This is a genomic window from Methylocystis sp. L43 (genome assembly GCF_015709525.1).
GTDB lineage: Bacteria > Pseudomonadota > Alphaproteobacteria > Rhizobiales > Beijerinckiaceae > Methylocystis.
In genome coordinates, this window is sequence record NZ_JADNRA010000025.1 from 16,231 (window position 1) to 39,818 (window position 23,588).

The 23,588-nt window shown below is 62.9% G+C and carries 25 protein-coding genes; 16 read left to right on the plus strand and 9 right to left on the minus strand.

Annotated elements, in window-relative coordinates; all coding sequences use genetic code 11:
- Positions 1-98 precede the first annotated feature (98 nt).
- Entirely contained in the window at positions 99-266 is a 168-nt protein-coding gene (locus IYX23_RS07205; protein ID WP_164479370.1) for a hypothetical protein, read from the plus strand.
- Between the two features lie 111 nt (positions 267-377).
- Here IYX23_RS07205 and IYX23_RS07210 read toward each other — a convergent pair whose 3' ends face one another.
- From IYX23_RS07210 to IYX23_RS07220, 3 genes are all read right to left on the minus strand, one after another.
- Complete coding sequence (locus tag IYX23_RS07210; RefSeq protein ID WP_196392256.1) at positions 378-2,036, minus strand: acyl-CoA synthetase; 1,659 nt, start codon at positions 2,034-2,036, stop codon at positions 378-380.
- Positions 2,037-2,190: 154 nt separating this feature from the next.
- Entirely contained in the window at positions 2,191-2,907 is a 717-nt protein-coding gene (locus tag IYX23_RS07215) for a cell cycle transcriptional regulator TrcR (protein ID WP_018408677.1), read from the minus strand.
- A 170-nt stretch (positions 2,908-3,077) separates the two neighbouring features.
- Complete coding sequence (locus IYX23_RS07220) at positions 3,078-4,163, minus strand: hypothetical protein (RefSeq protein WP_196392257.1); 1,086 nt, start codon at positions 4,161-4,163, stop codon at positions 3,078-3,080.
- Between the two features lie 148 nt (positions 4,164-4,311).
- On the opposite strand from IYX23_RS07220, the gene purM reads away from it, so the two are divergent.
- The 3 genes from purM to IYX23_RS07235 are packed head-to-tail and all read left to right on the plus strand — an operon-like array spanning position 4,312 to position 6,751.
- Positions 4,312-5,373, plus strand: a complete 1,062-nt coding sequence (gene purM, locus IYX23_RS07225) for a phosphoribosylformylglycinamidine cyclo-ligase (RefSeq protein WP_246716555.1) — start codon at positions 4,312-4,314, stop codon at positions 5,371-5,373.
- The gene (gene purN / locus IYX23_RS07230; protein WP_196392258.1) at positions 5,370-6,041 is read left to right on the plus strand and encodes a phosphoribosylglycinamide formyltransferase; all 672 of its coding nucleotides are present in this window, start codon (positions 5,370-5,372) and stop codon (positions 6,039-6,041) included. The genes purM and purN overlap by 4 nt, the downstream gene beginning before the upstream one ends.
- On the plus strand, positions 6,038-6,751 hold the full coding sequence (locus IYX23_RS07235) for a glutathione S-transferase family protein (RefSeq protein WP_196392259.1): 714 nt from the start codon (positions 6,038-6,040) through the stop codon (positions 6,749-6,751). The genes purN and IYX23_RS07235 overlap by 4 nt, the downstream gene beginning before the upstream one ends.
- A 64-nt stretch (positions 6,752-6,815) precedes the next feature.
- Here IYX23_RS07235 and ndk read toward each other — a convergent pair whose 3' ends face one another.
- From ndk to tpiA, 3 genes are all read right to left on the minus strand, one after another.
- Positions 6,816-7,238 carry a nucleoside-diphosphate kinase gene (gene ndk / locus IYX23_RS07240; protein ID WP_196392260.1) on the minus strand — a complete coding sequence of 141 codons (423 nt, stop codon included), beginning with the start codon at positions 7,236-7,238 and terminating at the stop codon, positions 6,816-6,818.
- Between the two features lie 75 nt (positions 7,239-7,313).
- Positions 7,314-8,399, minus strand: coding sequence for a hypothetical protein (locus IYX23_RS07245; protein ID WP_196392261.1), 1,086 nt, complete (start codon positions 8,397-8,399; stop codon positions 7,314-7,316).
- A gap of 86 nt (positions 8,400-8,485) precedes the next feature.
- The gene (gene tpiA / locus IYX23_RS07250) at positions 8,486-9,238 is read right to left on the minus strand and encodes a triose-phosphate isomerase (protein WP_196392262.1); all 753 of its coding nucleotides are present in this window, start codon (positions 9,236-9,238) and stop codon (positions 8,486-8,488) included.
- Positions 9,239-9,350: 112 nt separating this feature from the next.
- On the opposite strand from tpiA, the gene IYX23_RS07255 reads away from it, so the two are divergent.
- Genes IYX23_RS07255 through arsB form a run of 3 tightly spaced genes read left to right on the plus strand, consistent with a single transcriptional unit; the run spans position 9,351 to position 11,284 of the window.
- Entirely contained in the window at positions 9,351-9,689 is a 339-nt protein-coding gene (locus IYX23_RS07255; RefSeq protein ID WP_109026384.1) for a metalloregulator ArsR/SmtB family transcription factor, read from the plus strand.
- Complete coding sequence (locus IYX23_RS07260; RefSeq protein ID WP_196392263.1) at positions 9,686-10,213, plus strand: arsenate reductase ArsC; 528 nt, start codon at positions 9,686-9,688, stop codon at positions 10,211-10,213. Before IYX23_RS07255 ends, IYX23_RS07260 begins: the two co-directional genes overlap by 4 nt.
- Positions 10,214-10,216: 3 nt before the next feature.
- On the plus strand, positions 10,217-11,284 hold the full coding sequence (gene arsB / locus IYX23_RS07265) for an ACR3 family arsenite efflux transporter (RefSeq protein ID WP_196392264.1): 1,068 nt from the start codon (positions 10,217-10,219) through the stop codon (positions 11,282-11,284).
- Between the two features lies 1 nt (position 11,285).
- On the opposite strand, the gene IYX23_RS07270 is transcribed toward arsB, so the two are convergent.
- On the minus strand, positions 11,286-11,723 hold the full coding sequence (locus tag IYX23_RS07270; protein ID WP_124738559.1) for a hypothetical protein: 438 nt from the start codon (positions 11,721-11,723) through the stop codon (positions 11,286-11,288).
- Between the two features lie 359 nt (positions 11,724-12,082).
- Between IYX23_RS07270 and IYX23_RS07275 the strand changes: the two genes are divergently transcribed.
- On the plus strand, positions 12,083-13,213 hold the full coding sequence (locus IYX23_RS07275; protein WP_196392265.1) for a glutaredoxin domain-containing protein: 1,131 nt from the start codon (positions 12,083-12,085) through the stop codon (positions 13,211-13,213).
- A gap of 100 nt (positions 13,214-13,313) precedes the next feature.
- On the opposite strand, the gene IYX23_RS07280 is transcribed toward IYX23_RS07275, so the two are convergent.
- Positions 13,314-13,727 (minus strand): DUF2202 domain-containing protein, encoded by a 414-nt coding sequence (locus IYX23_RS07280; RefSeq protein WP_196392266.1) that lies wholly within the window; start codon positions 13,725-13,727, stop codon positions 13,314-13,316.
- A 234-nt stretch (positions 13,728-13,961) separates the two neighbouring features.
- Between IYX23_RS07280 and IYX23_RS07285 the strand changes: the two genes are divergently transcribed.
- Complete coding sequence (locus IYX23_RS07285) at positions 13,962-14,522, plus strand: hypothetical protein (protein WP_196392267.1); 561 nt, start codon at positions 13,962-13,964, stop codon at positions 14,520-14,522.
- Here the strand turns inward: IYX23_RS07285 and ppk2 are convergent.
- The gene (gene ppk2 / locus IYX23_RS07290; RefSeq protein ID WP_196392268.1) at positions 14,519-15,526 is read right to left on the minus strand and encodes a polyphosphate kinase 2; all 1,008 of its coding nucleotides are present in this window, start codon (positions 15,524-15,526) and stop codon (positions 14,519-14,521) included. The two genes, IYX23_RS07285 and ppk2, sit on opposite strands and share 4 nt — an antisense overlap.
- A 211-nt stretch (positions 15,527-15,737) precedes the next feature.
- Here ppk2 and IYX23_RS07295 point away from each other — a divergent pair, with 211 nt between their 5' ends.
- The 7 genes from IYX23_RS07295 to trpD all read left to right on the plus strand — a co-directional run bounded on the left by IYX23_RS07295 (position 15,738) and on the right by trpD (position 23,570).
- Positions 15,738-17,645, plus strand: coding sequence for a peptidylprolyl isomerase (locus tag IYX23_RS07295; RefSeq protein ID WP_196392269.1), 1,908 nt, complete (start codon positions 15,738-15,740; stop codon positions 17,643-17,645).
- Positions 17,642-19,171, plus strand: coding sequence for an anthranilate synthase component I (trpE, locus tag IYX23_RS07300; RefSeq protein WP_196392270.1), 1,530 nt, complete (start codon positions 17,642-17,644; stop codon positions 19,169-19,171). Before IYX23_RS07295 ends, trpE begins: the two co-directional genes overlap by 4 nt.
- A gap of 49 nt (positions 19,172-19,220) precedes the next feature.
- Positions 19,221-19,727 carry a DUF6163 family protein gene (locus tag IYX23_RS07305; RefSeq protein ID WP_109026390.1) on the plus strand — a complete coding sequence of 169 codons (507 nt, stop codon included), beginning with the start codon at positions 19,221-19,223 and terminating at the stop codon, positions 19,725-19,727.
- A gap of 199 nt (positions 19,728-19,926) precedes the next feature.
- Positions 19,927-20,433 (plus strand): winged helix DNA-binding protein, encoded by a 507-nt coding sequence (locus IYX23_RS07310; protein ID WP_109026472.1) that lies wholly within the window; start codon positions 19,927-19,929, stop codon positions 20,431-20,433.
- 257 nt (positions 20,434-20,690) lie between these two features.
- A complete protein-coding gene (locus IYX23_RS07315) occupies positions 20,691-21,803 on the plus strand; it encodes a site-2 protease family protein (protein ID WP_196392271.1) in 1,113 nt (370 codons plus the stop codon).
- A gap of 59 nt (positions 21,804-21,862) precedes the next feature.
- Positions 21,863-22,477, plus strand: a complete 615-nt coding sequence (locus IYX23_RS07320) for an aminodeoxychorismate/anthranilate synthase component II (protein WP_018408698.1) — start codon at positions 21,863-21,865, stop codon at positions 22,475-22,477.
- Between the two features lie 70 nt (positions 22,478-22,547).
- Complete coding sequence (gene trpD, locus IYX23_RS07325) at positions 22,548-23,570, plus strand: anthranilate phosphoribosyltransferase (protein ID WP_196392272.1); 1,023 nt, start codon at positions 22,548-22,550, stop codon at positions 23,568-23,570.
- Positions 23,571-23,588: the final 18 nt, after the last annotated feature.

Sequence of the window (23,588 nt, forward strand, 5' to 3'; positions counted from 1 at the left end):
ACCTCCGGCCTGCGTCGAAATGACGCGCCCATTGGGATGAGAATGCGCCGGCGGACAAGGCGCGACTCAGGGAACGAAAATAAGAGGAGTGAAGAACGATGGCTGAGAAAGAACTCGAAATCACCACGAACACCTACATCTTCGCTGGCATCGGCGCCGTGATCCTCGGCGGTCTCGCCTCCGTCGCGCTGGGCGGCATCCCCAACACGATCGCGGCGGCTGTCGTCGGCGGTCTGGCTGGCGGCTGCCTCGGACTCTTCTTCTAGATTCAAGCGACATAGCGGGGCGCGGAAAGTTTCGGCCTTCCGCCCCCGACGCGAAGCCGGCAGTCGTCAAGACTGCTGGCTTCTCTCTTTTTTAAGGCCGTTCTTTTCCTCCTAAAGGGACGCCGCCGTGGCGCTCGCCGGCCAGATTTCACGAGCGCGTTCGCGCAGAACATATTTGCGAATCTTTCCTGTCGAGGTCTTCGGCAGCTCGCAAAAGACGACGTGGCGCGGGCACTTGAAATGCGCCAAATGCTGGCGGGTCCACTCGATCAGCTCCTGCGCCGTCGCCTGTTCGCCATCCTTCAGCTCGACAAAGGCGCAAGGCGTTTCGCCCCATTTGTCGTCAGGGGCGGCGACCACCGCGGCGGCGCGCACCTTGGGATGGCGAAACAGCGCGTCTTCGACCTCGATCGAGGAAATATTTTCGCCGCCCGAAATGATGATGTCCTTCGAACGATCCTTCAGCTGGATGTATCCGTCGGGATGGCGCACGCCCAGATCGCCGGAATGAAACCAGCCGCCGTGGAAGGCTTTTTCCGAGGCGCTCTTATTCTTCAGATAGCCCTTCATGACGACGTTGCCGCGGAACATGACCTCGCCCATTGTCGCGCCGTCGCGCGGCACCGGCTGCATCGTGTCGGGGTCGATCACGTCGAGATTTTCGAGAACGAGATAGCGCACGCCTTGCCGCGCCTTCATCTGCGCCTGCGCGGCGCTGTCCAGCGAATCCCAGTCGTCGTGCCATTCATTGACGGCGGCGGGGCCATAGGTTTCAGTCAGTCCATAAAGATGCGTGACTTCGAATCCGGCCGCCTTCATGCCGGCGAGCACCGCCTGCGGCGGCGGCGCGGCGGCGGTAAAGAAGCGCGCGGCCCGCGTCAGCGGCTTCTTTTCCGATACGGTCGCGTTGAGAAGCGTCGACATGACGATGGGCGCGCCGCACAGATGCGTGACGCCGTGCTCCGCCATCAGCTCATAGATGTGGCCGGCGCGCACCTGTCGCAGACAGACATGGGTTCCCGCGTTGACTGAAATCGACCAGGGGAAGCACCAGCCGTTGCAATGGAACATCGGCAGCGTCCACAGATAGACCGGGTGGCGGCCCATGTCGCCGGTGAGAACGTTGCCGAGCGCCGTGAGATAGGCGCCGCGATGATGATAGACGACGCCCTTCGGATCGCCCGTCGTTCCGGAGGTATAATTAAGCGAGATGGCGTCCCATTCGTCCCCAGGCGGCGACCATTGATAGTCGACGTCGCCCGAGCGCAGGAAGTCCTCATATTCGACACAGCCCAACCGCTCGCCGGGCCCGTCATATTCCGGATCGCTGTAGTCGATGATCACGGGCTTCGCCTTCGCGAGCGAAAGCGCGTTGCGAATGACGTCTGAGAACTCCCGATCGACAATCAGCGCCTTCGTCTCGGCATGGTCGAGGGTGAAGGCGAGGATCGAAGCGTCAAGCCGCGTATTCAGCGTGTTGAGCACCGCGCCCATCATCGGGACGGCGTAGTGGCATTCAAGCATCGCCGGCGTATTCGCGAGCATGACGGAGACGGTGTCGCCGCGACCAAGCCCCGCCTTCTCAAGCGCACTCGCGAGCCGCAGGCTGCGGGCGTAAAAATCGCGATAATTGCGCCGCAGCTGGCCGTGCGCGATCGCGATGCGTTCAGGGAAGACGGCCGCGGCGCGCTCCAGAAAGGTGATCGGAGTCAGCGGCTGGAAATTGGCCGGATTTCGTTCGAGGTCGCGATCATAAGGCGAGTCGGTCATCCGGAGAGTCCAAAGGTTCGCCAGCGAGAATGTGAACACGGCGAAAGCAACGCTCGCCCGCGCGATGTGCGTCAGTCCGCGCGGCTAAGCTCTATATGCAAGATACGCGCGGGCTACCGGTTGATCAATCGGCGCTCGCGCGAGACTGCCGTCGTCACTCGCCGAAATCGATGTCCTTGAGCCGCCCGAATACGCGGTCGGCGTCGAAATGGTCTTCGTCGTCCTGCGGCGCCGCTGGCTTGGCCTTGCCGAAGACGTCCTCGGTCGTGGACGGCTCGGGTCGCGGACTGGTGGTGACGCTTGCAGGCACCAGCGTCTGGCCATGATCCTCCACGGTAGCCGGCTTGTCCTTCGCCGCGCGATTGACCTCAAAGTCGAGATCAATCTGCGAGCAAAGTCCGAGCGTCACCGGGTCCATCGGCGTCAGCGCCGCGGAATTCCAGTGGGTGCGCTCGCGAATCGCCTTCAGCGTCGTCTTCGTGGTGCCAACGAGACGCATGATCTGGGCGTCCTTCAGCTCGGGATGATTGCGCACGAGCCACAGAATCGCGTTCGGACGATCCTGGCGGCGCGAGAGGGGCGTATAGCGCGGACCGCGCGCCTTTTTGACCTCCGGCACGACGACCTTGGAGACGGAGAGATGGAGGCGATGGCCCGAGTTTTTTTCGGCCTTTTCGATCTCCTCGCGCGTGAGCTGCCCCGAGGTGATCGGGTCATGGCCGCGAATGCCGGCCGCGACCTCGCCGTCGGCGATGCCCTTCACCTCGAGCGGATGCAGTTTGCAGAAATCGGCGATCTGATCGAACGTCAGCGATGTATTTTCGACGAGCCAAACGGCCGTGGCCTTCGGCATCAGCGGGGCGTTGCCCATCTGCAAACTCCTTGATCAGGCATGGGGGCGACGTCTGGCGCCGCGCCGCCCGGCGCCAGCGACCCACAGAACGACCGTCCATGTTGGGATTTCGCCTATATAATCCGCCGCCGCCTAAAGCGCAATCAATCCGGAAACTCCCGCTAAAACGCCGCGAACTCGGCCAGCGCTCATGCGGAGTCCTGCTCGCGGGCATGCGCCGGGCGCAATCCGCGCAAATGCGCCGGCAACAATTCGCCGATCGTTTCGCCGATGGCGGCGCCGTAGCGGTGAAACAAGAGGCCGAAGACGATGAGCAGAACGCCGATGCCCGACAGCGCGAAGGGGAAAAGGATCGAATCCTTGAAAACGCTGCCGGCGAGATAGCCCAGATAGGTCGTGACGCCGACGGCGCCGAATACCGCATAGACACGGCGCATCAGGAAGAGCGACAGAACGATGAGTCCCACATTGACGGCGCAATAGAGCGCCTTGCCCAATTCGTTGCCGCTGTGCTGGGCCGTCAGCCCGCCCCAAAAGGCCAGCAGCCCGAAGAGATGCAGCCAGAAAGCGAAATCGCCGTGCCGCCACCGCTTGAGATCGACGAGCCAGGCCACGGCGAGAACGGCGAGTCCAAAATACATGCTCACCGTCGCCCGCTGATCCCATGAAAATTCTTCGACGCCCATCAGCCAGGGCGTCAGATCCATCGACATGAACCAAAGCGCGAAGGCGATGATCATGACGAGGAACGGAAAGGGAAAGGCGAGCAGCGCGACGGAAGCCGCCGCGATCGTTCCAAGCTCCATAGGAAGCCAGCTCGACTGAATCCAAATGTAGAAGTCCCGGTACGGCCGCGCCTCCCCCGCCGGACTGGCGTCGTACAACGACTGCAGCGCGAAGATCGCGAGCGGCGCCATCCCCACTGCGCAGGCGATGAGCAGCCCGCCCGGCGTGTGCAAGCCGCGCCTATGCCAGAGATAAGCGCCGGCCAAGGCGAACAGGGCGGCGTAAACGAGCGCGGTGACCAGCAGCGCCTTATCGCCCCAAAGGCCAAAGGCCGTCGTCGAAAACATGCCCATGGCGCCGAGCACGATCAGCGCGCCGGCGTACCAAAGCAAGTTGACGACGTCATAGCGCGGCGCTTGGGACGTCGCCTCCGCGAGGGCCGCGCGCCGCGACGCAAGAAACTGTGACAGCCGCTCGAAGGACGCGGCGTCAATCGCGCCGGCGTCGCGGGCGGCCGCGATATCGTCAATGGTGAACCGAAACTTCATGGCGCTGCTCCTTTGCGGCGACGTTCATATGCCGCGCTACGGAATAAACTTTGTGCAAACGCACAAGAGCGTAGCCGTTCCGAGCGGATTTGACAGCCGCCGCCGCTTGCGCCCATCTAACGCCGGCGCCCACGACGCGAAGGATGAAATGCAACAGAGAAATTCGGGCCTTACCTACGCTGGCGCCGGCGTCGACATCGACGCAGGCAATCGGTTCGTCGACATGATCCGTCCCGCCGTGCGTTCGACGCGGCGCTCCGGCGCCGACGGCGAGATCGGCGGCTTTGGCGGCGTGTTCGATCTCAAGGCGGCCGGATTTTCCGATCCTGTCCTCGTCGCGGCGAACGACGGCGTCGGCACCAAGGTGAAGATCGCGATCGAATCCGGTCTGCATGACACGATCGGAATCGATCTCGTCGCCATGTGCGTCAATGACCTGATCGTTCAGGGCGCCGAGCCGCTTTTCTTCCTGGATTATTACGCGGCGGCCAAACTCGACCCGAACGTCGCGACGTCGGTGGTGAAGGGCATCGCCGCCGGTTGCGTCGAGGCGGGGTGCGCCCTGCTTGGCGGCGAGACCGCCGAAATGCCCGGCCTCTATGCGCGTGGCGACTATGACCTCGCCGGCTTCGCGGTCGGCGCCGCGGAGCGCAATCGCCTTCTACCCCGCGACGTCCATGCCGGCGACGTCCTTTTTGGACTCCCTTCTTCCGGCGTCCATTCCAATGGCTATTCGCTCGTACGCAGCGTTGTGAAGCACGCCGGACTCGCGTGGAGCGCCACCGCGCCTTTCGCGCGAGACCTCAATCTGGCCAAGGCGCTGTTGACGCCGACCCGCATCTACGTGAAGCCCCTGCTCGCGGCCATGAAGTCGACGCCGCATATCGTCGCCCTCGCCCATATCACCGGCGGCGGCTTCCCCGACAATCTTCCACGCGTGCTGCCAAGCGGGCTCGGCGTCGCGCTTGATCTGTCGACGTTCGCGCCTCCGCCGGTTTTCCGTTGGCTCGCCGAGACGGGAGGCATCGCGGAAAGCGAGATGCTGCGCACCTTCAACTGCGGAATCGGCATGGTGGTGGTGGCCTCCGAGCCCGCCGCCGGCGAGGTGGAGTCGGCCTTGCGCGCCGTCGGCGAGAAGCCCGTGCGCATCGGCGAAGTCATCGAGACGGACGCCGAGGGGGTCGTTACGCACGGGACTCTGACGTTGTGACGCGGCTGCGCACCGCGATTCTCATCTCGGGGCGCGGCTCAAACATGGACGCGCTGATCGCCGCCGCCAGGGACCCCAACTTCCCGGCTGAAATCGCCCTTGTGCTTTCCAATCGTCCCGATGCGCCGGGCCTCGCCAAAGCCAAGGCCGCCGGCGTCGCGACGGCCGCGGTCGACCACAAGATTTATGCGGGACGCGAGGAATTCGAGCGTTCGCTGCAATTGGTGCTGGAAACCTACCGCATACAATTCATTTGCCTCGCCGGTTTCCTGCGCATGTTTACGCCCTGGTTCGTCGGCCTCTGGCGCGGGCGCATGCTCAACATTCACCCTGCCCTGCTGCCCTCCTATCGCGGACTCGACACGCATGAGCGTGCGCTGGCCGACGGCGTAAAGATTCACGGCGCCACCGTGCATTTCGTCGTGCCGGAAATGGACGAAGGTCCGATCGTCGCGCAGGCCGCCGTGCCCGTGCTCGACGACGACACGCCGGACACCCTCGCCGCCCGCGTGCTCGCGCAGGAGCATGTCATCTATCCGATGGCGCTGCGGCTGGTCGCGTCGGGCGCCGTGCGGATCGAAGGCAATCGCGTGCTCTCGGCGCCGGCGCCCCGCGAGGCGGTGCTTATCGTTCCCGACGCAACCGCGCCCAGCAAGGGAATTTCATGACGATTACGCTTTACTGCTTCCGCCCCGTCGCCGGATTGCCGGACGCATCGCCTTTCGTGACGAAAGCGATGGTGCTTTTGAAGATGGCCGGCCTCGACTATGTCGAAGACCGCAGCGGCTTTTCGAAAGCGCCGAAAGGCAAGCAGCCCTACATCAATGACGACGGCGAAGTCATCGCGGATTCGACCTTCGTTCGCTTCCATATCGAAAAGAAATACGGCGTGGACTTCGACGCACATTTGAGCGACGCGCAAAAGGCGATCGGCTGGTGCGTCGAGAAGATGTGCGAAGAACATCTCTATTGGATCATCGTCCATACCCGCTGGATGGACGAGGCTAATTTCGAACGCGGTCCGGCGCGTTTTTTCTCAAGCGTGCCCGCCCTCGCGCGCCCGCTGGCGAAATGGTTCATTCGCCGCAAGATCGCCAAATCGCTTTGGGCGCAAGGCATGGGCCGTCACAGCCCGTCGGAAATCGATGCGCTCGGCGTGCGCGACATTGAAGCGCTCGCGACGCTGATCGGCGACAAGCCCTATCTCTTCGGCGATGCGCCCTGCGGCGCCGACGCTACGGTCTTCGCCTTTGTGGCGTCGGTCTTATCGCCGATGTCGGAGAGCGCCGTTCGCGACGCGGCGCTGGCGAGCGCCAACCTCGTCGCCTATAGCGACAGGATCATGCAGGCGTATTTTCCTGAGAACGCGCCGGCATAGTCAGGAGCCGCTCAGCAAGAGCATGGCCAGGCTTGGCCCGGCCATTCACTCAGTGACGCGCAGATTAGCCGACGATCTCATTGCCGGAAAAGAACTGCGCGATTTCCACCGCCGCGGTTTCCGGCGCGTCGGAGCCATGCACCGAATTCTCGCCGACGCTCAGCGCATGTTCCTTGCGAATCGTCCCCGGCGCGGCGTTCGCGGGATTGGTCGCGCCCATGACTTCGCGGTAGCGCGCGATGGCGTTCTCGCCTTCGAGCACCTGCACGACGACGGGCTCGGAAATCATGAAGTCGACGAGCTCGCCGAAAAACGGCCGCTCCTTGTGCACAGCATAAAATGTTTCCGCCTGATCGCGCGTCATGCGGATACGCTTCTGAGCGACGATGCGCAGGCCCGCATCTTCGATCAGCGCGTTGATCTTGCCTGTGAGATTGCGCTTCGTCGCGTCGGGCTTGAGGATGGAAAAAGTGCGTTCGATCGCCATAGGAGCGCGTCGCCTCGTCGTTGGAGCATGGTGTAGGCGTCGCGCTTATATCGGTCGCTCGCCGAAGCGGCAAGCCTACACCGCCTCGGTCTTTTCCACTTCGCCGCCCGCTGGCGAGGGCCGGAACCTGGTCGCCGGATCGTTGCGATCGATGCGCCAATTCGGATGGTGGAAATGCAGCACGCGATCGCCGTTGTAGGAGACGACGGCGTTGTCGAACGTCATCGCGCCGATCCGCCGCCAATTGCGGAACGTTCCTTCCTTGAATCCGGTGCGGCCGGTCACTTCGCCATCCTCGGTGACCTCGATGGTGAAAACGATCTCACGCCTCGGCGTCGGATCGCCCTTGTCGAACATCATCGCGAGCAATTCGTCGCGTGAATCGAGTTCCTCTCCTTCAATGCGCGGATGACCCGGCGCAAGCTTTAAGCGCATGAAGCGGGGGGCGCGGGTGGGAAGGTCGCGAGGCTTGCCGAGCTCGGCGACTTCATGAAGCTGGCGCTCAGTCGGATCCTTATCGGTGATCGCGAACACGACGCCCGCCGTCATGACGATGGGCGAGGTCGCCCAATCGTTTGAGAGCGTGACGTTCGGCGCATTGACGAAATCGACATCGTTGATGTAGCGCGTCGACGCGCCGACGATATCGTCGATCGTGAAGAAATTCGCCGTCTGCAACGGCTCTTTATGGTCCGGGTCGGTCGTCGGGAAGAGCTTGCCGGCGATGCCCTGCCCGCGCGGTTTGCCGCGCTTCACCGCCCCGCCGTTGGAATAGCGCGCGACGACAAGCGCCTTGCTGCCCTTTTGGAAATAGCCGGTGTAGCCGCTGTCCTCGGTGATTTCCCAGAAACCCGTCAGAACGACGCCCCAGGGATGCACGATGCGTCTGAAGCCTTTTTTATCAGGCCCCCACCTCAGATCACTGCGCGCATCGACCGATCGCTCGGCGGCTTGCGTTAAAAAGTGCCTGCCCCGCCAAAGCGCGCGCAACATGTCGAAAAAGGTCGGCATCACGAAGGGGAGCGGCGGCGCGCCGGGCGCGCCCCAGACCTTTTGATAGGGATTGGCGAACACCGCGTCCCGCACTTCGCTGAATCGCGAGCCGGGATAGAGGCGGTCTTCATCGACCATTTCGATGACGCCGAAATCATTCTGGCTCATGACGCGGCCCTTTCAATCAATTGCTGAAAAAAAACCACTGAATAGACGACTTTATTCGAGCCCAACCGATTGTCCAGCTTCGCCCGTCAGCGATAGGCGCTCGCCACGCCGATAAAATCCTTGGCCGTCAAACTCGCGCCGCCAACAAGCGCGCCGTCGACATTGGCGACATGCATCAACTCGCGGGCGTTCGACGGCTTGACCGAGCCGCCATAGAGAATGCGAATGTCGGCGCTCTTGCCCCCGCCCAGCCGCGCTTCGATCCGCTCGCGTGCGAAGGCGTGCATTTCGGCGACGTCCTCGGTCGTCGGCGTCAGCCCCGTGCCGATCGCCCACACCGGCTCATAGGCGACGACGATGTAAGCAGGCGCATCCGCGGGGAGCGAGCCCTCGATCTGGGCGCCGACGACGCTCAACGCATCGCCTGCCTCTCGCTCGGCGCGCGTTTCGCCGACGCAAATGATCGGCGTGAGCCCGGCGCGCAGGGCGGCGGCGGCTTTCGCCTGCACGTCGGCGTCGGTCTCGCCATGGTCCGAACGACGTTCACTGTGACCGACGATCACGTAGGACGCGCCGGCGTCCTTGAGCATCTCGGCGGAAATATCGCCCGTGTGAGCGCCGCTGGCAGCGGCATGGCAATCCTGCCCGCCAAGGCCCAAGCCTCCGCGCGCCGCGCTCTCGCGCGCAACCGCAATCAAGGTGGCCGGCGGGCAGACGATGAGTTCGGCGCGCGCGCGCAGCGCATCGTCGTAGGCGGCGCCCATCGCCTCGATCTCGGTAAGCGAGGCGCGCAACCCGTTCATTTTCCAATTTCCGGCGACGAGCGGGCGACGGGTCATGCGAAATGCTCCTGACAATACGCCTGGGTAACAGAGCTAAAGGCACGCAACAATGTGGCGCGCCCTACAGAAATGTCATTGCGCCGTCATATATTTCGATATATCTGGATTAATGGAAATAGAAGCGGCTCTCGCCTGTCTTTCCGCGCTTTCGCAGCCGACGCGGCTCGAGGCCTTCCGCTTGCTCGTCCGGCACGAGCCCGAGGGTCTGCCGGCCGGCGACGTCGCCCGCGCGCTCTGCGTTCCACAAAACACGCTGTCCGCCCATTTCAACGTCCTTTCTCAGGCGAAGCTCGTCATCAGCGCCCGCACCGGCCGCAGCATCGTCTATCGGGCGGACCTTTCGCGGCTGAATGCGCTGGCGCGCTTCCTTGCCGAAGACTGTTGCGGCGGCGCGCCTTGCGCGCCCGCCGACTCTCTTGCACGCATCAAATGTGAGTCTCGCCAATGACCGACAGGATCTACAACGTGCTGTTCCTCTGCACCGGCAACAGTGCGCGTTCAATCTTGGCCGAAGCGCTGCTGCGCGAGCGCGGCGCCGGCCGGTTCAACGTTTTTTCCGCCGGCAGCCATCCTAAGGGCGAGGTGAACCCCTACGCGCTCTATACGCTGGAGACGATGGGCCTTCCTTCCGAAGGCTATCGGTCCAAAAGCTGGGACGAGTTCGCCCGCCCTGACGCGCCCCGCATGGATTTCGTCTTCACCGTCTGTGACAGCGCAGCGGGTGAAGCTTGTCCGGCATGGCCCGGTCAACCAATGACGGCGCATTGGGGCATCGAAGACCCTGCGGCGGTGGAAGGAAGCGACATAGAAAAGCAGCGCGCCTTCGCTACGGCCTTTCGCTATCTGCGCAACCGCGTCGATCAGTTCTGCGCGATTCCGCTGCATCGCCTCGACAAACTCGCGCTCAGCCAGCGCCTGCGCGAGATCGGCGAGATGGAAGGCGCAACGTCGCCGAACGCGGTCGCGGAGTAAGCCATGACTATTTTCGAACGATATCTCTCGCTCTGGGTGGCGCTCTGCATCGTCGCCGGCGTCGCGCTGGGCCATTTCCTGCCGGGCGTGTTTCATGCAATTGGCGCGATGGAGGTCGCAAAGGTCAATTTGCCCGTCGCAGCGCTCATCTGGCTGATGATCACGCCGATGCTGATGAAGATCGACTTCGCGGCGCTTGCGGAAGTGGGGCGTCACTGGCGCGGGATTGGCGTCACGCTCGCCGTCAACTGGGCGGTGAAACCCTTTTCCATGGCGCTGCTCGGATGGATTTTCATCGGCTATCTGTTTCGACCCTATCTGCCGGCGGACCAGATCGACTCCTATATCGCCGGCCTCATCCTGCTCGCAGCCGCGCCTTGCACCGCCATGGTGTTCGTGTGGTCGAATCTCACTAAGGGCGAGCCGCATTTCACGCTGAGCCAGGTCGCGCTCAACGACGCAATCATGATCGTCGCTTTCGCGCCCATCGTGGGGTTGCTGCTTGGATTGTCCTCGATCGTCGTACCCTGGGACACGCTGTTTCTCTCGGTTGTCCTCTACATCCTCGTTCCGGTGATCATCGCCCAGGTCGCCCGCAAACGGCTGCTCGCGTCAAGCGGCGAAAAGGGTCTCGCCAGGACGCTCGCGCATATCGGCCCCGCGTCGCTGATCGCGCTGCTCGCGACGCTCGTTCTGCTCTTTGGCTTTCAGGGGGAACAGATCATCCGGCAACCCGCGATCATCGCCATGCTCGCGGCGCCCATACTGATCCAGGTCTATTTCAACGCCGGACTGGCCTATCTGCTCAATCGCGCGGCGGGAGAAGCGCATTGCGTCGCCGGCCCTTCGGCGCTGATCGGGGCGAGCAATTTCTTCGAACTGGCGGTCGCGGCGGCCATCAGCCTCTTTGGCTTTGACTCGGGCGCTGCGCTCGCCACCGTTGTTGGCGTCCTCATCGAAGTTCCAGTGATGCTGAGCGTTGTCTGGATCGTCAATCGGAGCAAGGGTTGGTATGAGCGCGGGGCGCTGCGATCTCCCGATCAAGTCTCCGCGCACATCGATCTACCCTAATTCAGCAGAGGCGATAGCCATACGCCGCGAGCTGGCGACCGGTGATGCGCAGCATCGGGCCGGGGGCCTGATGCGCGTGGCGTCGCACGTGAGCCATGAAGGCCTGACGCAGCCCGGGCTTATAATGTGCGGCGAAGACCGCGGTCATGCGCGGATCGACGACGCCCCCCTCGGGCCCGCCAAACCAAGGCGCATGGAAGCCCAAAACCGCGCCCTCGGAAACACAGGACTGGGGATTCGCCAGATAGAGCGTGCATGAGGAATCGCATTCAGTCGGGCCGATACGGATCGGCTCGCCCCGAGCCCGCGCCCTCGCAAGCCTGGCTTCATATTGCTCCACGCGTCCGCCGTAGTCAGGCGCCATGACGTCGAAAGCCTGGGCGGGCGCCGTCAAAAGTACAGCCGTCATCATTCCTGCAAGACCAAGAGATCGCAGCATAGGATTTCCTTTTGGGGCGCTCGTAAGGGGCGGCCGCGCCGCCCACAGCTGTCAGGGCTCAGTCGACCGAGCGCGTGTCTCGGGCCCCTCGGGAAGGGGAAGGGCTACAACTCACGCCTCTTCCAGCTTCAGCGTTCCTTTTTTAAACAAGCGATATCTGCAGTGCAAGCAGGGCCTTAACTTTATGGTGAATTTTTTTTGAAGATGGCGCTTGTCGGGACGGCCGTGCGCCCTACCGCCTTCAGCCCAACGATACGTCGAGCTCCCGGGGCCCGCGGAACGTTAGGCGCGAACAGCCACAGCGGATTGATCTCCAGAGCTGCTAAATTCATTTTCCCGCATTTGCTAAGGAGCAAAAGTTGAAACTCCCTCACTTTCGCGTCGCGCTCGCCGTTCTTCTTGGACTCGCTTTCGCGTGGCTGCAGTTTGCAGAGCCGGCCAGCCCGCCGCCCGCGCAGATCGACTGGCGCGAGGATGGCCAGCTGCATGTATTTTTCTCGCCCGACTGTCCGCATTGCCATGAAGCCATCGAGTTTCTCAAACAGCGGCGCAAGACCGCTTACGTGCTACATGACATTTCAAAGTCGTCGAGCGAGGCGCTCTTTCGAAGAGTGGTGAAGCACTACGGCATAGAAGACCCAGCCGTTCCCCTCTTCGTGCGCGGCTCGCGCTATGTCATTGGCTTTGACACAGCGCAAACCACTGGGCGCGAAATTCTCGCGCTGCTTTCCGGCCAGGAAACCGTTGCGCGACGCGCCGCCGAATCGAAAATTACTATTCCGCTCATCGGCGAAGTTGATCCGACGCACCATTCCCTTCTCGCGCTGACAGCGCTCATGGGTTTGTCGGACGGGTTCAATCCATGCGCGATGTGGGTGCTGATCTACCTGATCTCTCTCATCGTAAACATTCAGGATCGACAAAAAATCTGGTGGCTGGTCGGCACGTTCGTGCTCGCTTCAGGAGTCCTGTACTTCCTGTTCATGACCGCGTGGCTCAACACTTTTCTTTTCATTGGATATATACGTCCGCTCACGCAACTCATCGCGCTGACGGCCATCGGTTTCGGCCTCGACCATCTCATCGGCGTCGCCGCAGCCCGCGGAGAGGTCGTCTGCGAAGTGGGCGACATGGAGCAGCGCCAGCGCACGATGCAGTGGGGGCGCAAGATCGTCGCCGCGCCCGTAGGGATCGCCAGCCTCGTCATGGTGATTGCGCTCGCCTTCGCGGTGAACGCGATCGAATTCATCTGCTCTGCAGCACTGCCGGCGATCTACACGCACTTGCTTGCGTTGACCGATCTGCCGATCGCTCTGCACTATGCCTACATCGGGCTCTATGTCGCCTTTTTCATGCTGGACGATCTCATCATCTTCGGATTGGCGGCCTTCGCCGTGCAGAAAATTGTCAATACCCGCTACGCCGCCATCAGCCGCCTGATCGGCGGAGTCGTTCTCATTGGCCTCGGCGGTTGGATGCTGGCGCGTTGAGCGAAGGACCGCTGTCTCTCTCAACGATCATGTTCAATCCAGGCTGGGCCGTGACGATAGCGGCAAAGACCCCGCGCAACGGCAATACAAGGAAGAGCGCTCATACACCGGATCGACGCTCCGCACAGCGACGGAACGCCGGGAGGTGGCGCTGTTGCGAAGCCTGTTGAAGCCGCGTCAAGACGTCGCGAACATTCGCGTCGCTGACTTGCGCCAAAAGCCGCGCATACATCGCGGCGTTCTCGATCTCCGCCTCGACTCCCGCTTTGCACGCTTCGGCAAGACTCGAGGGCGCCGGGACCTGGCCCGCCCATCTGTCCTTCGGCGGCTCAATGCCGAAGCGTTCAAAAAGACGGAGAAGCGCGTTCGCGTGGCGCTCTTCGGCTTCGATGATATTCACAAAAGGTCTGACCGGCCCGAATCTGTCAATCACGCCTTGATAGGTCGCGCGAGCCTTGTACTCGTCGTCGAGCGCCTCACGCAGCGCTCCAATCGTCTTTTCGTCAACGGACATGCTGCCTTCTCCAACTTAGTGGCTTCAATTCAAATGGCGACTATGAGCTCAAGACCAAGAAGGCGTGACAACAAGTAGCGACGACCGCCCCAACAGCGGGGCGTCGATTCGCCACGGCGGCGTTCGCCGCAATTGGCCAGCCGCGCGCTTGAAGTTCCGCGAGCCCACCCCTTATCCAAAAGATACGGCGCGGTTTGCGCTCGCCGGACAGCCCTTTTTCAAGGAGACGCGTTAATGACAATCGAAGAAGAACAGAGCCAGACGCGCGAGGTCGTTGGCGTGTTCAACGACGCTGGCGCGCTCCAAGAGGCCATCGACGATCTGATGTCGTCGGGCTTCGATCGCGCTGAGATCAGTCTGCTCGCAAGCGAGGAGGCCGTCGACGAAAAGCTCGGTCATAAATACAAGAAGGTCACCGAGCTTGAAGACGAGGAGGCCGCGCCGCGGACGCATTACGTGTCGGTGGAATCGATCGGCGATGCGCAAGGCGGCGTGATCGGCGGGCTGGTGTATGTCGGCGCCGGCGCGGCGATCAGCGCCATATTCGCGTCAGGCGGCGCCCTGGCGACGGTGATCGCGGGCGCGCTGCTCGCGGGAGGAAGCGCAGGCGTGCTCGGCGCGGCTTTGGCCAAGCTGATCGGCGATCATCACGCGAAACACCTTGAAGAACAACTTCGCCATGGCGGACTGCTTCTCTGGGTGCGGACGCGGGATTCTCAGCGCGAACGCAAGGCGCAGGAGATTTTGGCGCGGCACTCCGGGCGCGATGTCCACGCCCATACCGTAAAGCTCTAGCGGGAACGCTTGCGCTTCTTCTCGGCGTCCATCGCTAGCGACTTGCCCAGTATGTGCTCGTCGCGGCCGATGACGTGTGCGCTGGCGCCGACGATGAGCGGATCGGGTCCGTGTACGACGCTATGATCTTTATTCGGATAGTCGAGGCTCGATAAAAAGTGCTGCATGCAATTAAGGCGCGCGCGCTTTTTGTCGTCCGATTTGATGACGATCCAGGGCGCGTCGGCCGTGTCTGAGAAGAAGAACATCGCCTCCTTCGCCTCGGTGTAATCGTCCCATTTGTCCATTGACGCGCGGTCGATCGGCGAGAGTTTCCACTGCTTCAAGGGATCGTTCATTCGCGAGCGGAAGCGGCGCTGCTGCTCCTCGCGCGTCACCGAGAACCAATATTTGTAGAGGCGAACGCCGGAATTGACGAACATGCGCTCAAGATCGGGACATTGGCGCATGAAGTCGAGATATTCGTTCGGGGTGCAGAAATTCATCACCCGCTCGACGCCGGCGCGATTGTACCAGGAGCGGTCGAAGAAAACGATCTCGCCCGCCGCCGGCAGGTGCTGGATGTAACGCTGGAAATACCACTGGCTGCGCTCGCGCTCGGATGGCTTCTCCAGCGCGACGACGCGCGCGCCGCGCGGGTTAAGATGTTCCATAAAACGCTTGATGGTGCCGCCCTTGCCGGCGGCGTCGCGCCCCTCGAACAGCAAGACGATGCGTTGACCGGTCTCCTTCACCCAGTTTTGCGCTTTGAGGAGCTCCACCTGGAGCAGCTCCATATGCCTCAGGTAGATCTTCTCGCTCAGGCGCGTCTTGTACGGAAATTCTCCTGATTCAAACGCCTTCCGCACCGCTTCGGCATCAGCCCGCAGGCGACGCACGTCTGGATGCGGCGCGTGGGGATGCGCCGCGCGCCCTGCCCCTTGAACGTCCCCGGGCTCTGCCTCGACTTTGGGACCTGGAGCCTCCACGCCGGTCTCAGCGACCGCGTTGACGGTTTCATCCATTATCGGGTCTCATTTTCGGCGCGCGGATTGGAACTGCTCAGGCGCGGTTTCTGGCCGGGAGGAGACTGCAAGCATTCGAAACGCAGGGCAATAGCGCATTTCGACGCGTGCGCGGTTCTGAGCGGAGCGCATTGCCACGCGCCCGCCCCCTCCCTATAGTCCGCCGCAAAACCGGGAAGCCGGATTCAACGTACCCAAGGATGCAATACTCATGCTAGAAGGCCTGCGCGTCGCCTCGCAGAACTGGATCGGCCGCTCCATCATGGCGCTGGTCATGGGCGTCATCGTCATCAGCTTCTCGATCTGGGGCGTCGGAGACGTGTTTCGCGGCATGACGGCCCAGCGGCTCGCCCGAGTCGGCAGCGGCGAAGTCACGGTCGAGACCTACCGCAGCGCCTACCAAAACGAGCTCCGCCGCATTCAGCAGCGGATGCGGCGCGCGATCACCAATGAGGAAGCCCATCAGTCAGGACTGGATCTGCAGATCCTGGAGCGCCTGGTCACCGAAGTCGCGCTCGACCAAAAGGCGCGGCAGCTCGGATTGGCCGCAAGCGATGAGACCACCCAGCGTCTGCTCGCGTCCGAAAAGGTGTTTCAGGGCGCCGACGGCAAATTCGACGCCATGCGCTTCAAGCAGATCGCCAATGACTCCGGCTTCACTGAGCGCGGCTTCGTCGCGGATCAGAAGAACGCCTACCTGCGCAAGATGATCACCGACGTCGTCGTCGCCGGAGCCGAGCCGCCCAAGTTGATGGTCGAGGCGATCTATCGTTTCCGCAATGAATCGCGAACGATCGACTACGTCATTCTGCCGCCGTCGCTGGCCGGCGCCGCGGCGACGCCATCCGACGAAGAGCTGAAAAAATACTTCGACGAACGTGAGCAGAGCTTCCGCGCCAAGGAATACCGCAAGCTGACGGCGCTGGTCGTCAGCCCTTCCACGGTCGGTAAGCCGGAGAGCGTGCCTGCCGAGCAGGTGCGCAAGCTTTATGACGAGGTCAAATCGAAGCGCTACGGAATGCCGGAAAAGCGTGACGTGCGGCAGATCGTGTTCAAGACCGACACGGAAGCCGAAGCCGCGCTCGCCAAACTCAAAGCGGGCGCGGACATCGAGGCGATGGCGGCCGAGCTCAAACTCAATCCCAAGGACGTCAACCTCGGCCTCGTCGAGCAGCGCGACTTTGGCGATCCCAAGGTCGGCGCGGCCGTATTTGCGCTTGCCGAGCCGGGGCTCACAGAGCCGGTTCACACCGCCTTCGGCGCCGTCGTGTCCCAGGTCAAGAGCATCGCCCCGGCGGTCTACAACAAGACTTTCGAGCAGGCCGAGCCGGAACTGCGCGCGGAAATCGCCGCGCAGGGCGCCATGCCTGAAGTGCGCCGGCTCCATGAGGCCATCGAGGACCAACGCGCCTCTGGCAAAACTCTCGCCGAATCCGCAAAGGCCGTGGGGCTGGAGACGCAGGTCTATGATGGCGTCGACGATGCAGGCAATGACCGCAGCGGCAAGCCGATCGCCGGCCTTCCTTCCGGTCCCGACCTCGTGAAGGCCGCCTTCGCATCGGACATCGGCGTCGATAACGATACCGTCGCGACGCGTGACGGCGGCTATGTCTGGTACGAGGTCAACGGCATCGAGCCCGCCCGGCAGAAGACATTCGAAGAGGTGAAGGCGGCCGTCGTCGACGCCATGCGCAGCGATGCAGCGCAAAAGGCGCTCGCCGCCAAGGCCGATGAAATCGTCGCGAAGCTGAACGCGGGCCGGTCAATCGAAGACGTCGCCAAGGAAGTGGGCGTTCAGACCCAACGCGCCAATGACGTGAAGCGCGAAGCGCGGCCCGACTTCAACACCAACGTCATCGTTCGATTCTTCGATGTCGCGCCGCGCACCGCCGGCTCCGCCGTCGTCGACAATGGGCGGCTGGTGTTTTTCGTGCGCGACTCGGCGACTCCCGTGTTCGACCCGAGTTCGATCGAAGCGAAGACGATCGCCCAGCAACTGAAGCCTGCCATTCACAACGACCTGCTGGAACAATATGTCGGCGGCCTCGAGAAGGCGCTCGGCGTCGACATCAACCAGAAGGCCTTGGAAGCCGCCACCGGAGCGGAACGCGACAAGTGAGCGGCGCGCTGTTCGAGCCTGACTTCGACGCCTTCGGCGCCGAATACGACGCAGATCGGCCGCAACTGGTCGTCACTCGGTTGGTCGCCGATCTCGAAACGCCGGTCTCCGCCTATCTCAAGCTCACGCACAATCGGCGCGGCGCTGCTTTTCTGCTCGAATCCGTCGAAGGCGGCGCCGCCCGCGGCCGCTATTCGATGATCGGCCTCGACCCGGACGTGATTTTTCGCGTCCTCGGCGACAGAGCGGAAATTAATCGCGCCGCACTCGACGACGCGAGCGTCTTCACGCCCTGCGAGGGGGCGCCGCTCGTCGCCTTACGTCAGCTCATCGCCGAATCCGCCGTGCCGCAGGCCGTGCGGCTGCCGCCGATGGCGGCGGGAGTCTTCGGCTACCTTGGCTATGACATGGTGCGCCAGATGGAGCGCCTCGGACCGGCCAAGCAAGACAGAATCGGCGCGCCTGACGCGCTTTTCATGCGTCCGACGGTCATGATCGTCTTTGACACGGTTCGCGACGAAATTTCCATTGTCACGCCCGCTCGACCAAAAGCCGGCGTCGCGGCGAAGGCGGCCTATGAAGCGGCGCTCGCGCGCCTCGACAAAGTCGTTGCAACGCTGGAGGCGCCGCTGGAGCATCGCGATGGCGGGGCCGACGTGCAGCTTCTCGCTCAGGAGCCGGTTTCGAATACGCCGCAATCGCGTTTTCTCGAGATGGTCGAGCGCGCCAAGGAATACATTCGCGCCGGCGACATCTTCCAGGTCGTGCTGTCGCAGCGGTTCACCGCGCCATTCGCTTTGCCCGCCTTTTCGCTCTATCGCGCGTTGCGCCGCGTGAATCCGGCGCCTTTTTTATGCTTTCTCGATTTCGGCGCGTTTCAGATCGTCTGTTCGAGTCCCGAGATCCTCGTGCGCGTCGCCGACGCCAAGGTGACGATTCGCCCGATCGCCGGCACGCGCTGGCGCAGCGAGGAGAAAGCGGAGGACGAGCGTCTGGCGGCGGATCTCCTCGCCGATGAAAAGGAGCGCGCCGAACATCTCATGCTGCTCGACCTCGGCCGCAACGACGTCGGCCGCGTCGCAAGGACGGGCACGGTGCGCGTCACTGACAGTTTCACCATCGAGCGCTACAGTCACGTGATGCACATCGTCTCCAATGTTGAAGGCGAGCTCGATGCGCGCCATGATTGCATCGACGCGCTCGCCGCGGGGTTTCCCGCCGGCACCGTCTCCGGCGCGCCGAAAGTGCGCGCTATGGAGATCATTGACGAGCTTGAGACCGACAAGCGCGGCATCTATGGCGGCTGCATCGGCTATTTCGGCGCCGGCGGCCAAATGGACACCTGCATCGTGCTGCGCACGGCGATCGTGAAGGACGGCAAGATGCATGTGCAGGCAGGAGCCGGCGTCGTCTACGACAGCGAACCGGAATATGAACACCGCGAATGCGTCAACAAGGCGAAAGCGCTTTTCCGCGCCGCCGAGGAAGCGGTTCGCTTCGCAACGCGCGCGCGGCGGGGGCAGTAGCCATTTCCGCCAAAGCGCATGGACAGCGAGACAGGCGGCGGCGCATCTGATGGACGGCCCGACGATCTACGACGACGGCGACGATCCCTACCGCGCAATTCGCGTCGGCGAACCGAATGGCGGCGACGCCGCAAAATGGGGCGTGCTGCTTTCGCGCTTCATGCGCATCGTCGCGTTATTTTGGCTCGTGCAAGGTTTGATGCAGTGGCGGATCATTCTCGCTGCGGAACGCTCGATTTTTGAGACCATGCCGCAGAGCGCAGCCTCCGCCGTTATTTTCTTCGCCGTGCTCGATCTCATCGCCGGCGTCGGCTTGTGGCTGGCGACGCCCTGGGGCGGCGTGTTGTGGCTGCTCGTCGCGAGCGCGCAGATTTTTCTTACGCTCAGCATGCCGGGATTCTTCACCGGCGGTTATTGGCTGATCGGCGTCAACGCCGTGCTGATCGCCATGTATTTCGGGCTGACCTTCGAGGCCGGACGCGATATCGAGGCGCAGCACATGCGCGAACGCCGCCGTCGCCGCAAATTCGACAGGAAACCGCCAAAGGCTTCCTAACGCGCAAGGTTTGTTAGAGGAATCATTAGCGTAAATCGACGTTTAAGTTCATCTCTCATTCACCGCAAACAGCCCCTATCGGGGTAAACGCGCGATTCAGGCTGTTGTTTAAACCGCCTTTCACCTGCGCCGATCTAATTTGATCTCATCGAACGCCGATCAAGAGATGCGCGATGCATCCGCCCTGATGGAGAAGACGATGAGCGCCATGACCAAGACAGCCCCTGCCCGCGAGGATCGCGCCAGCGAGATCCGACCGGTTTATCTCGAAGCGCTCACGCTCGTCGAACGCCTTCACCGCCGTCTGCTCGACGTCATCAAGGACGAATTCGACCGCCGGGATCTTGGCGACGTCAATTCCGTGCAGGCGCTGCTGCTTTACAACATCGGCGACAAGGAGTTGACCGCGAGCGAATTGCGCACGCGCGGCTATTATCTCGGGTCCAATGTTTCATACAACGTCAAGAAGCTCGTCGACATGGGCTATATGCATCATGCGCGCTCGCGCCTTGATCGGCGTTCGGTGCGCATCAGCCTGACCCCGAAGGGCAAGCAAATTCACGACATCGTTGCGCAGCTTTATGAGAAGCACGCGCTGACGGTCGAGCAGATCGGCGGCGTCTCCTGCGACGAGTTTCGCACCCTCAATACGTCGCTTTCACGGCTGGAGCGCTTCTGGACCGATCAGGTCCGCTATCGCCTCTGAGGCGATTTCGCTTTCTTCTCGTCTCTCAACCGTAGTCTCTCTATCGCCGGCAAGCGCCCCAGAGCCGCTTCGCCGGCGTTTTTTGTGCGCATCCCCGAGCCGGTTTGACAGACTTTTTCGATGAGAAGCTGCTCCAACGCTTTGATTTTGAGCGCTTCCTTATCGATCACATGATCCGTGTGAGCAGGAAGCGCTCTAGCGCAAACCGCCGCTCAGTCCTATCTTACCGGCTGTTAACCACAACCGAAGGAGCTCAAATGCGTTGGTCCCTCACGATCGGCTCCTTCATGGGAACCGCCGTGCGCATTCACGTCACGTTCCTGCTGCTTTTGGGCTGGATCGGCTTTGCGGCCTACCAGCGCGGCGGCGCCGTCGCAGCGCGCGACAGCATCCTGTTCATCGTCGCGATCTTTATCTGCGTCGTGTTGCACGAGTTCGGACACATCTTGACCGCGCGGCGCTATGGCATCGTCTCGCCGGTGATCACGCTGCTGCCGATCGGCGGCGTGGCCGACATGGAAAAGATGCCTGAAAAGCCCCGCCAGGAGCTGCTGATCGCGCTGGCGGGTCCGGCGGTCAATCTCGTCATTGCAGCTTTGTTGATCCTGTTTCTTGGCGCCGTCGACGTGTCCGACGGAATCCAGATCAGCGACCCATCCGTCAATCTTCTGAAGCGTCTGGCGGCCGTGAATATCTTTCTCGCGGCGTTCAACTTGATCCCGGCCTTTCCGATGGACGGCGGCCGCGTGCTGCGGGCGGCTCTATCGATCTGGATTGGCAAGGGCCGTGCGACGCGCATCGCCGCGCAGATCGGTCAGGGCTTCGCTTTTCTGCTCGGTTTTCTCGGGCTGTTCGGAAATCCGCTGCTGCTGTTCATCGCGATTTTCGTCTATATCGCGGCGGCTGGCGAAGCGCAGATGACGTCGATGTCCGAGGCGGCGCGCGGCCTGCAAGCCGCCGACGCCATGGAGACGCGCATCGCCGTGATCGAACGCAGCGCAAGCGTGCGCGAAGCGGTGGATATCCTTCTGGCCACGTCTCAGGACGAATTCCCGGTCGTGGACGCCTCGCGCCGGCTCGGCGGCTTTCTGTCCCGCGCCAACATCATCGAAGCCTTGCGGGCTGCCGAACCCGGCGCGCCGATCGCGCCTTTCGTTCGCCAGGAGCCCGCGACGATTGACGGTCGCGAGAGCATCGACGCCGCCCTGCCCAGGCTCACGGGCGGAGAGGCGGTCGGCGTGGTCGACGAGGAGGGGCGGTTCTTGGGTCTCCTGACCCGTCAGTCGCTGGCTGAGATCATGATGATCAAAGACGTTCGGCCGGACTGGCGCTTCTCGCCGCGAGACGATCGCCGTCCGACGGTTGCTTAAGCCCGCCACCCGGCCTATTGCACTGTCAAACCCGCGCCAGGAGGCTGGACAGCAGCCCAATGTCCAACGTCACGCTTATCGACAACTACGACAGCTTCACTTTCAACCTGGTTCACTATTTCGGCCAGCTGGGCGCGAACGTCACGGTGCACCGCAACGACGCCGTTTCGGTCGCCGAAGTGCTGGCCGGGGGACCCGACGCGATCGTGCTGTCGCCCGGCCCCTGCACGCCGCATGAGGCGGGCATCTGCATGGAGCTGATCTCAGCCGCCGCCGAGACCGTGCCGATTTTCGGCGTCTGCCTCGGCCATCAGTCGATCGGCGAGGTGTTTGGCGGCGACGTCATTCGGGCGCCGCTGCCGATCCACGGCAAGATGGCCACCATTCTCCATCACGGCGACGCCGTGTTTCGCGGCATCGAGGGGCCGTTCCAGGCGACGCGCTATCATTCGCTGATCGTCAGCCGCGACACCCTTCCCGACTGCCTGCGGGTGACCGCCGAGACGCCTGACGGCCTCATCATGGCGCTGTCGCATAAGACGCTGCCGACGCATGGCGTGCAGTTCCATCCCGAGAGCATCACCTCGCAGCACGGCCACAAAATTTTACAAAATTTCCTCGATCTCGCGCGGGAGTGGAACGAGGGCCCTCGCCGGCGTGAGAAGGCGGCGTGAGGGCCGCTTCGAAGGTCGCCTGCGGCGGTCGGCCGGCGGCCCTGCCCTTGCGCAACGGCGCTGAACGACAGTGAGCGAGGATTTCAAATCCTACATCGCCGCGCTCGTCTCCGGCGCGCCCCTCGCCCGCGACGAGGCGAAAGCGGCCTTTTCCCTGATTTTCCGTGGCGACGCCACGCCGGCGCAGCTTGGGGCCTTTCTCATGGGTCTGCGGCTGCGCGGCGAGACGACTGACGAGATCATCGGGGCCGCGGAGGCCATGCGCGCCGCGATGACGCCGGTCGAAGCGCCGGCCGGCGCAATCGACATTGTCGGGACCGGCGGCGACGGCGCCGGCACTTACAATATTTCCACTCTTGCCGCGATCATCGCCGCAGCCGCCGGCGCGATCGTCGCCAAACATGGCGGCAAGGCCGCTTCGTCTCTGTCGGGTTCCTCCGACGTGCTCGGCGAACTCGGCGTCAAGGTCGGCGTTTCGCCAGCCGCCGCCGCCGCATCTCTTCAAGATGCCGGAATCTGCTTCATGGCCGCGACGACGCACCACCCGGCCATGCGCCACGCCGCGCCGGTGAGAAGCGAGCTGGGCGTGCGCACGATCTTCAATTTGCTTGGCCCTTTGTGTAACCCCGCGCGGGTCGAGCGGCAGATGATCGGAGTCTTCTCCCGCGACTGGCTTGAACCTCTGGCCCGCGCGCTTCGCGAGCTCGGCGCAAAGCGCGTCTGGCTGCTGCATGGCGACGACGGACTGGATGAGGCGACGACGACGGGCGTGACCCATGTGGTTGCGCTCGAAGACGGCGAGATCGGCAGCTTTGACCTCTCGCCGGAGGAGGCGGGATTGCCCCGCGCGACGATTCAGGCGCTTGTCGGCGGCGACGCGGCGCATAACGCCAGAGCCCTGCGCGCGGTTCTGGAGGGCGCGAGGAACGCCTACCGCGACGTCGCGGTCCTCAACGCCGGCGTGGCGCTGGTCGTCGCCGGGCGCGCCGCAAATGTGCGCGAAGGCGCGGCGCTCGCTGAGGCGGCGATCGATTCCGGCGCGGCTCGGAATAAGCTCGAAGCGCTGATCCGCTGCTCCAATCGAAACGCCTGATCGGCCTTCGCGCTGCGA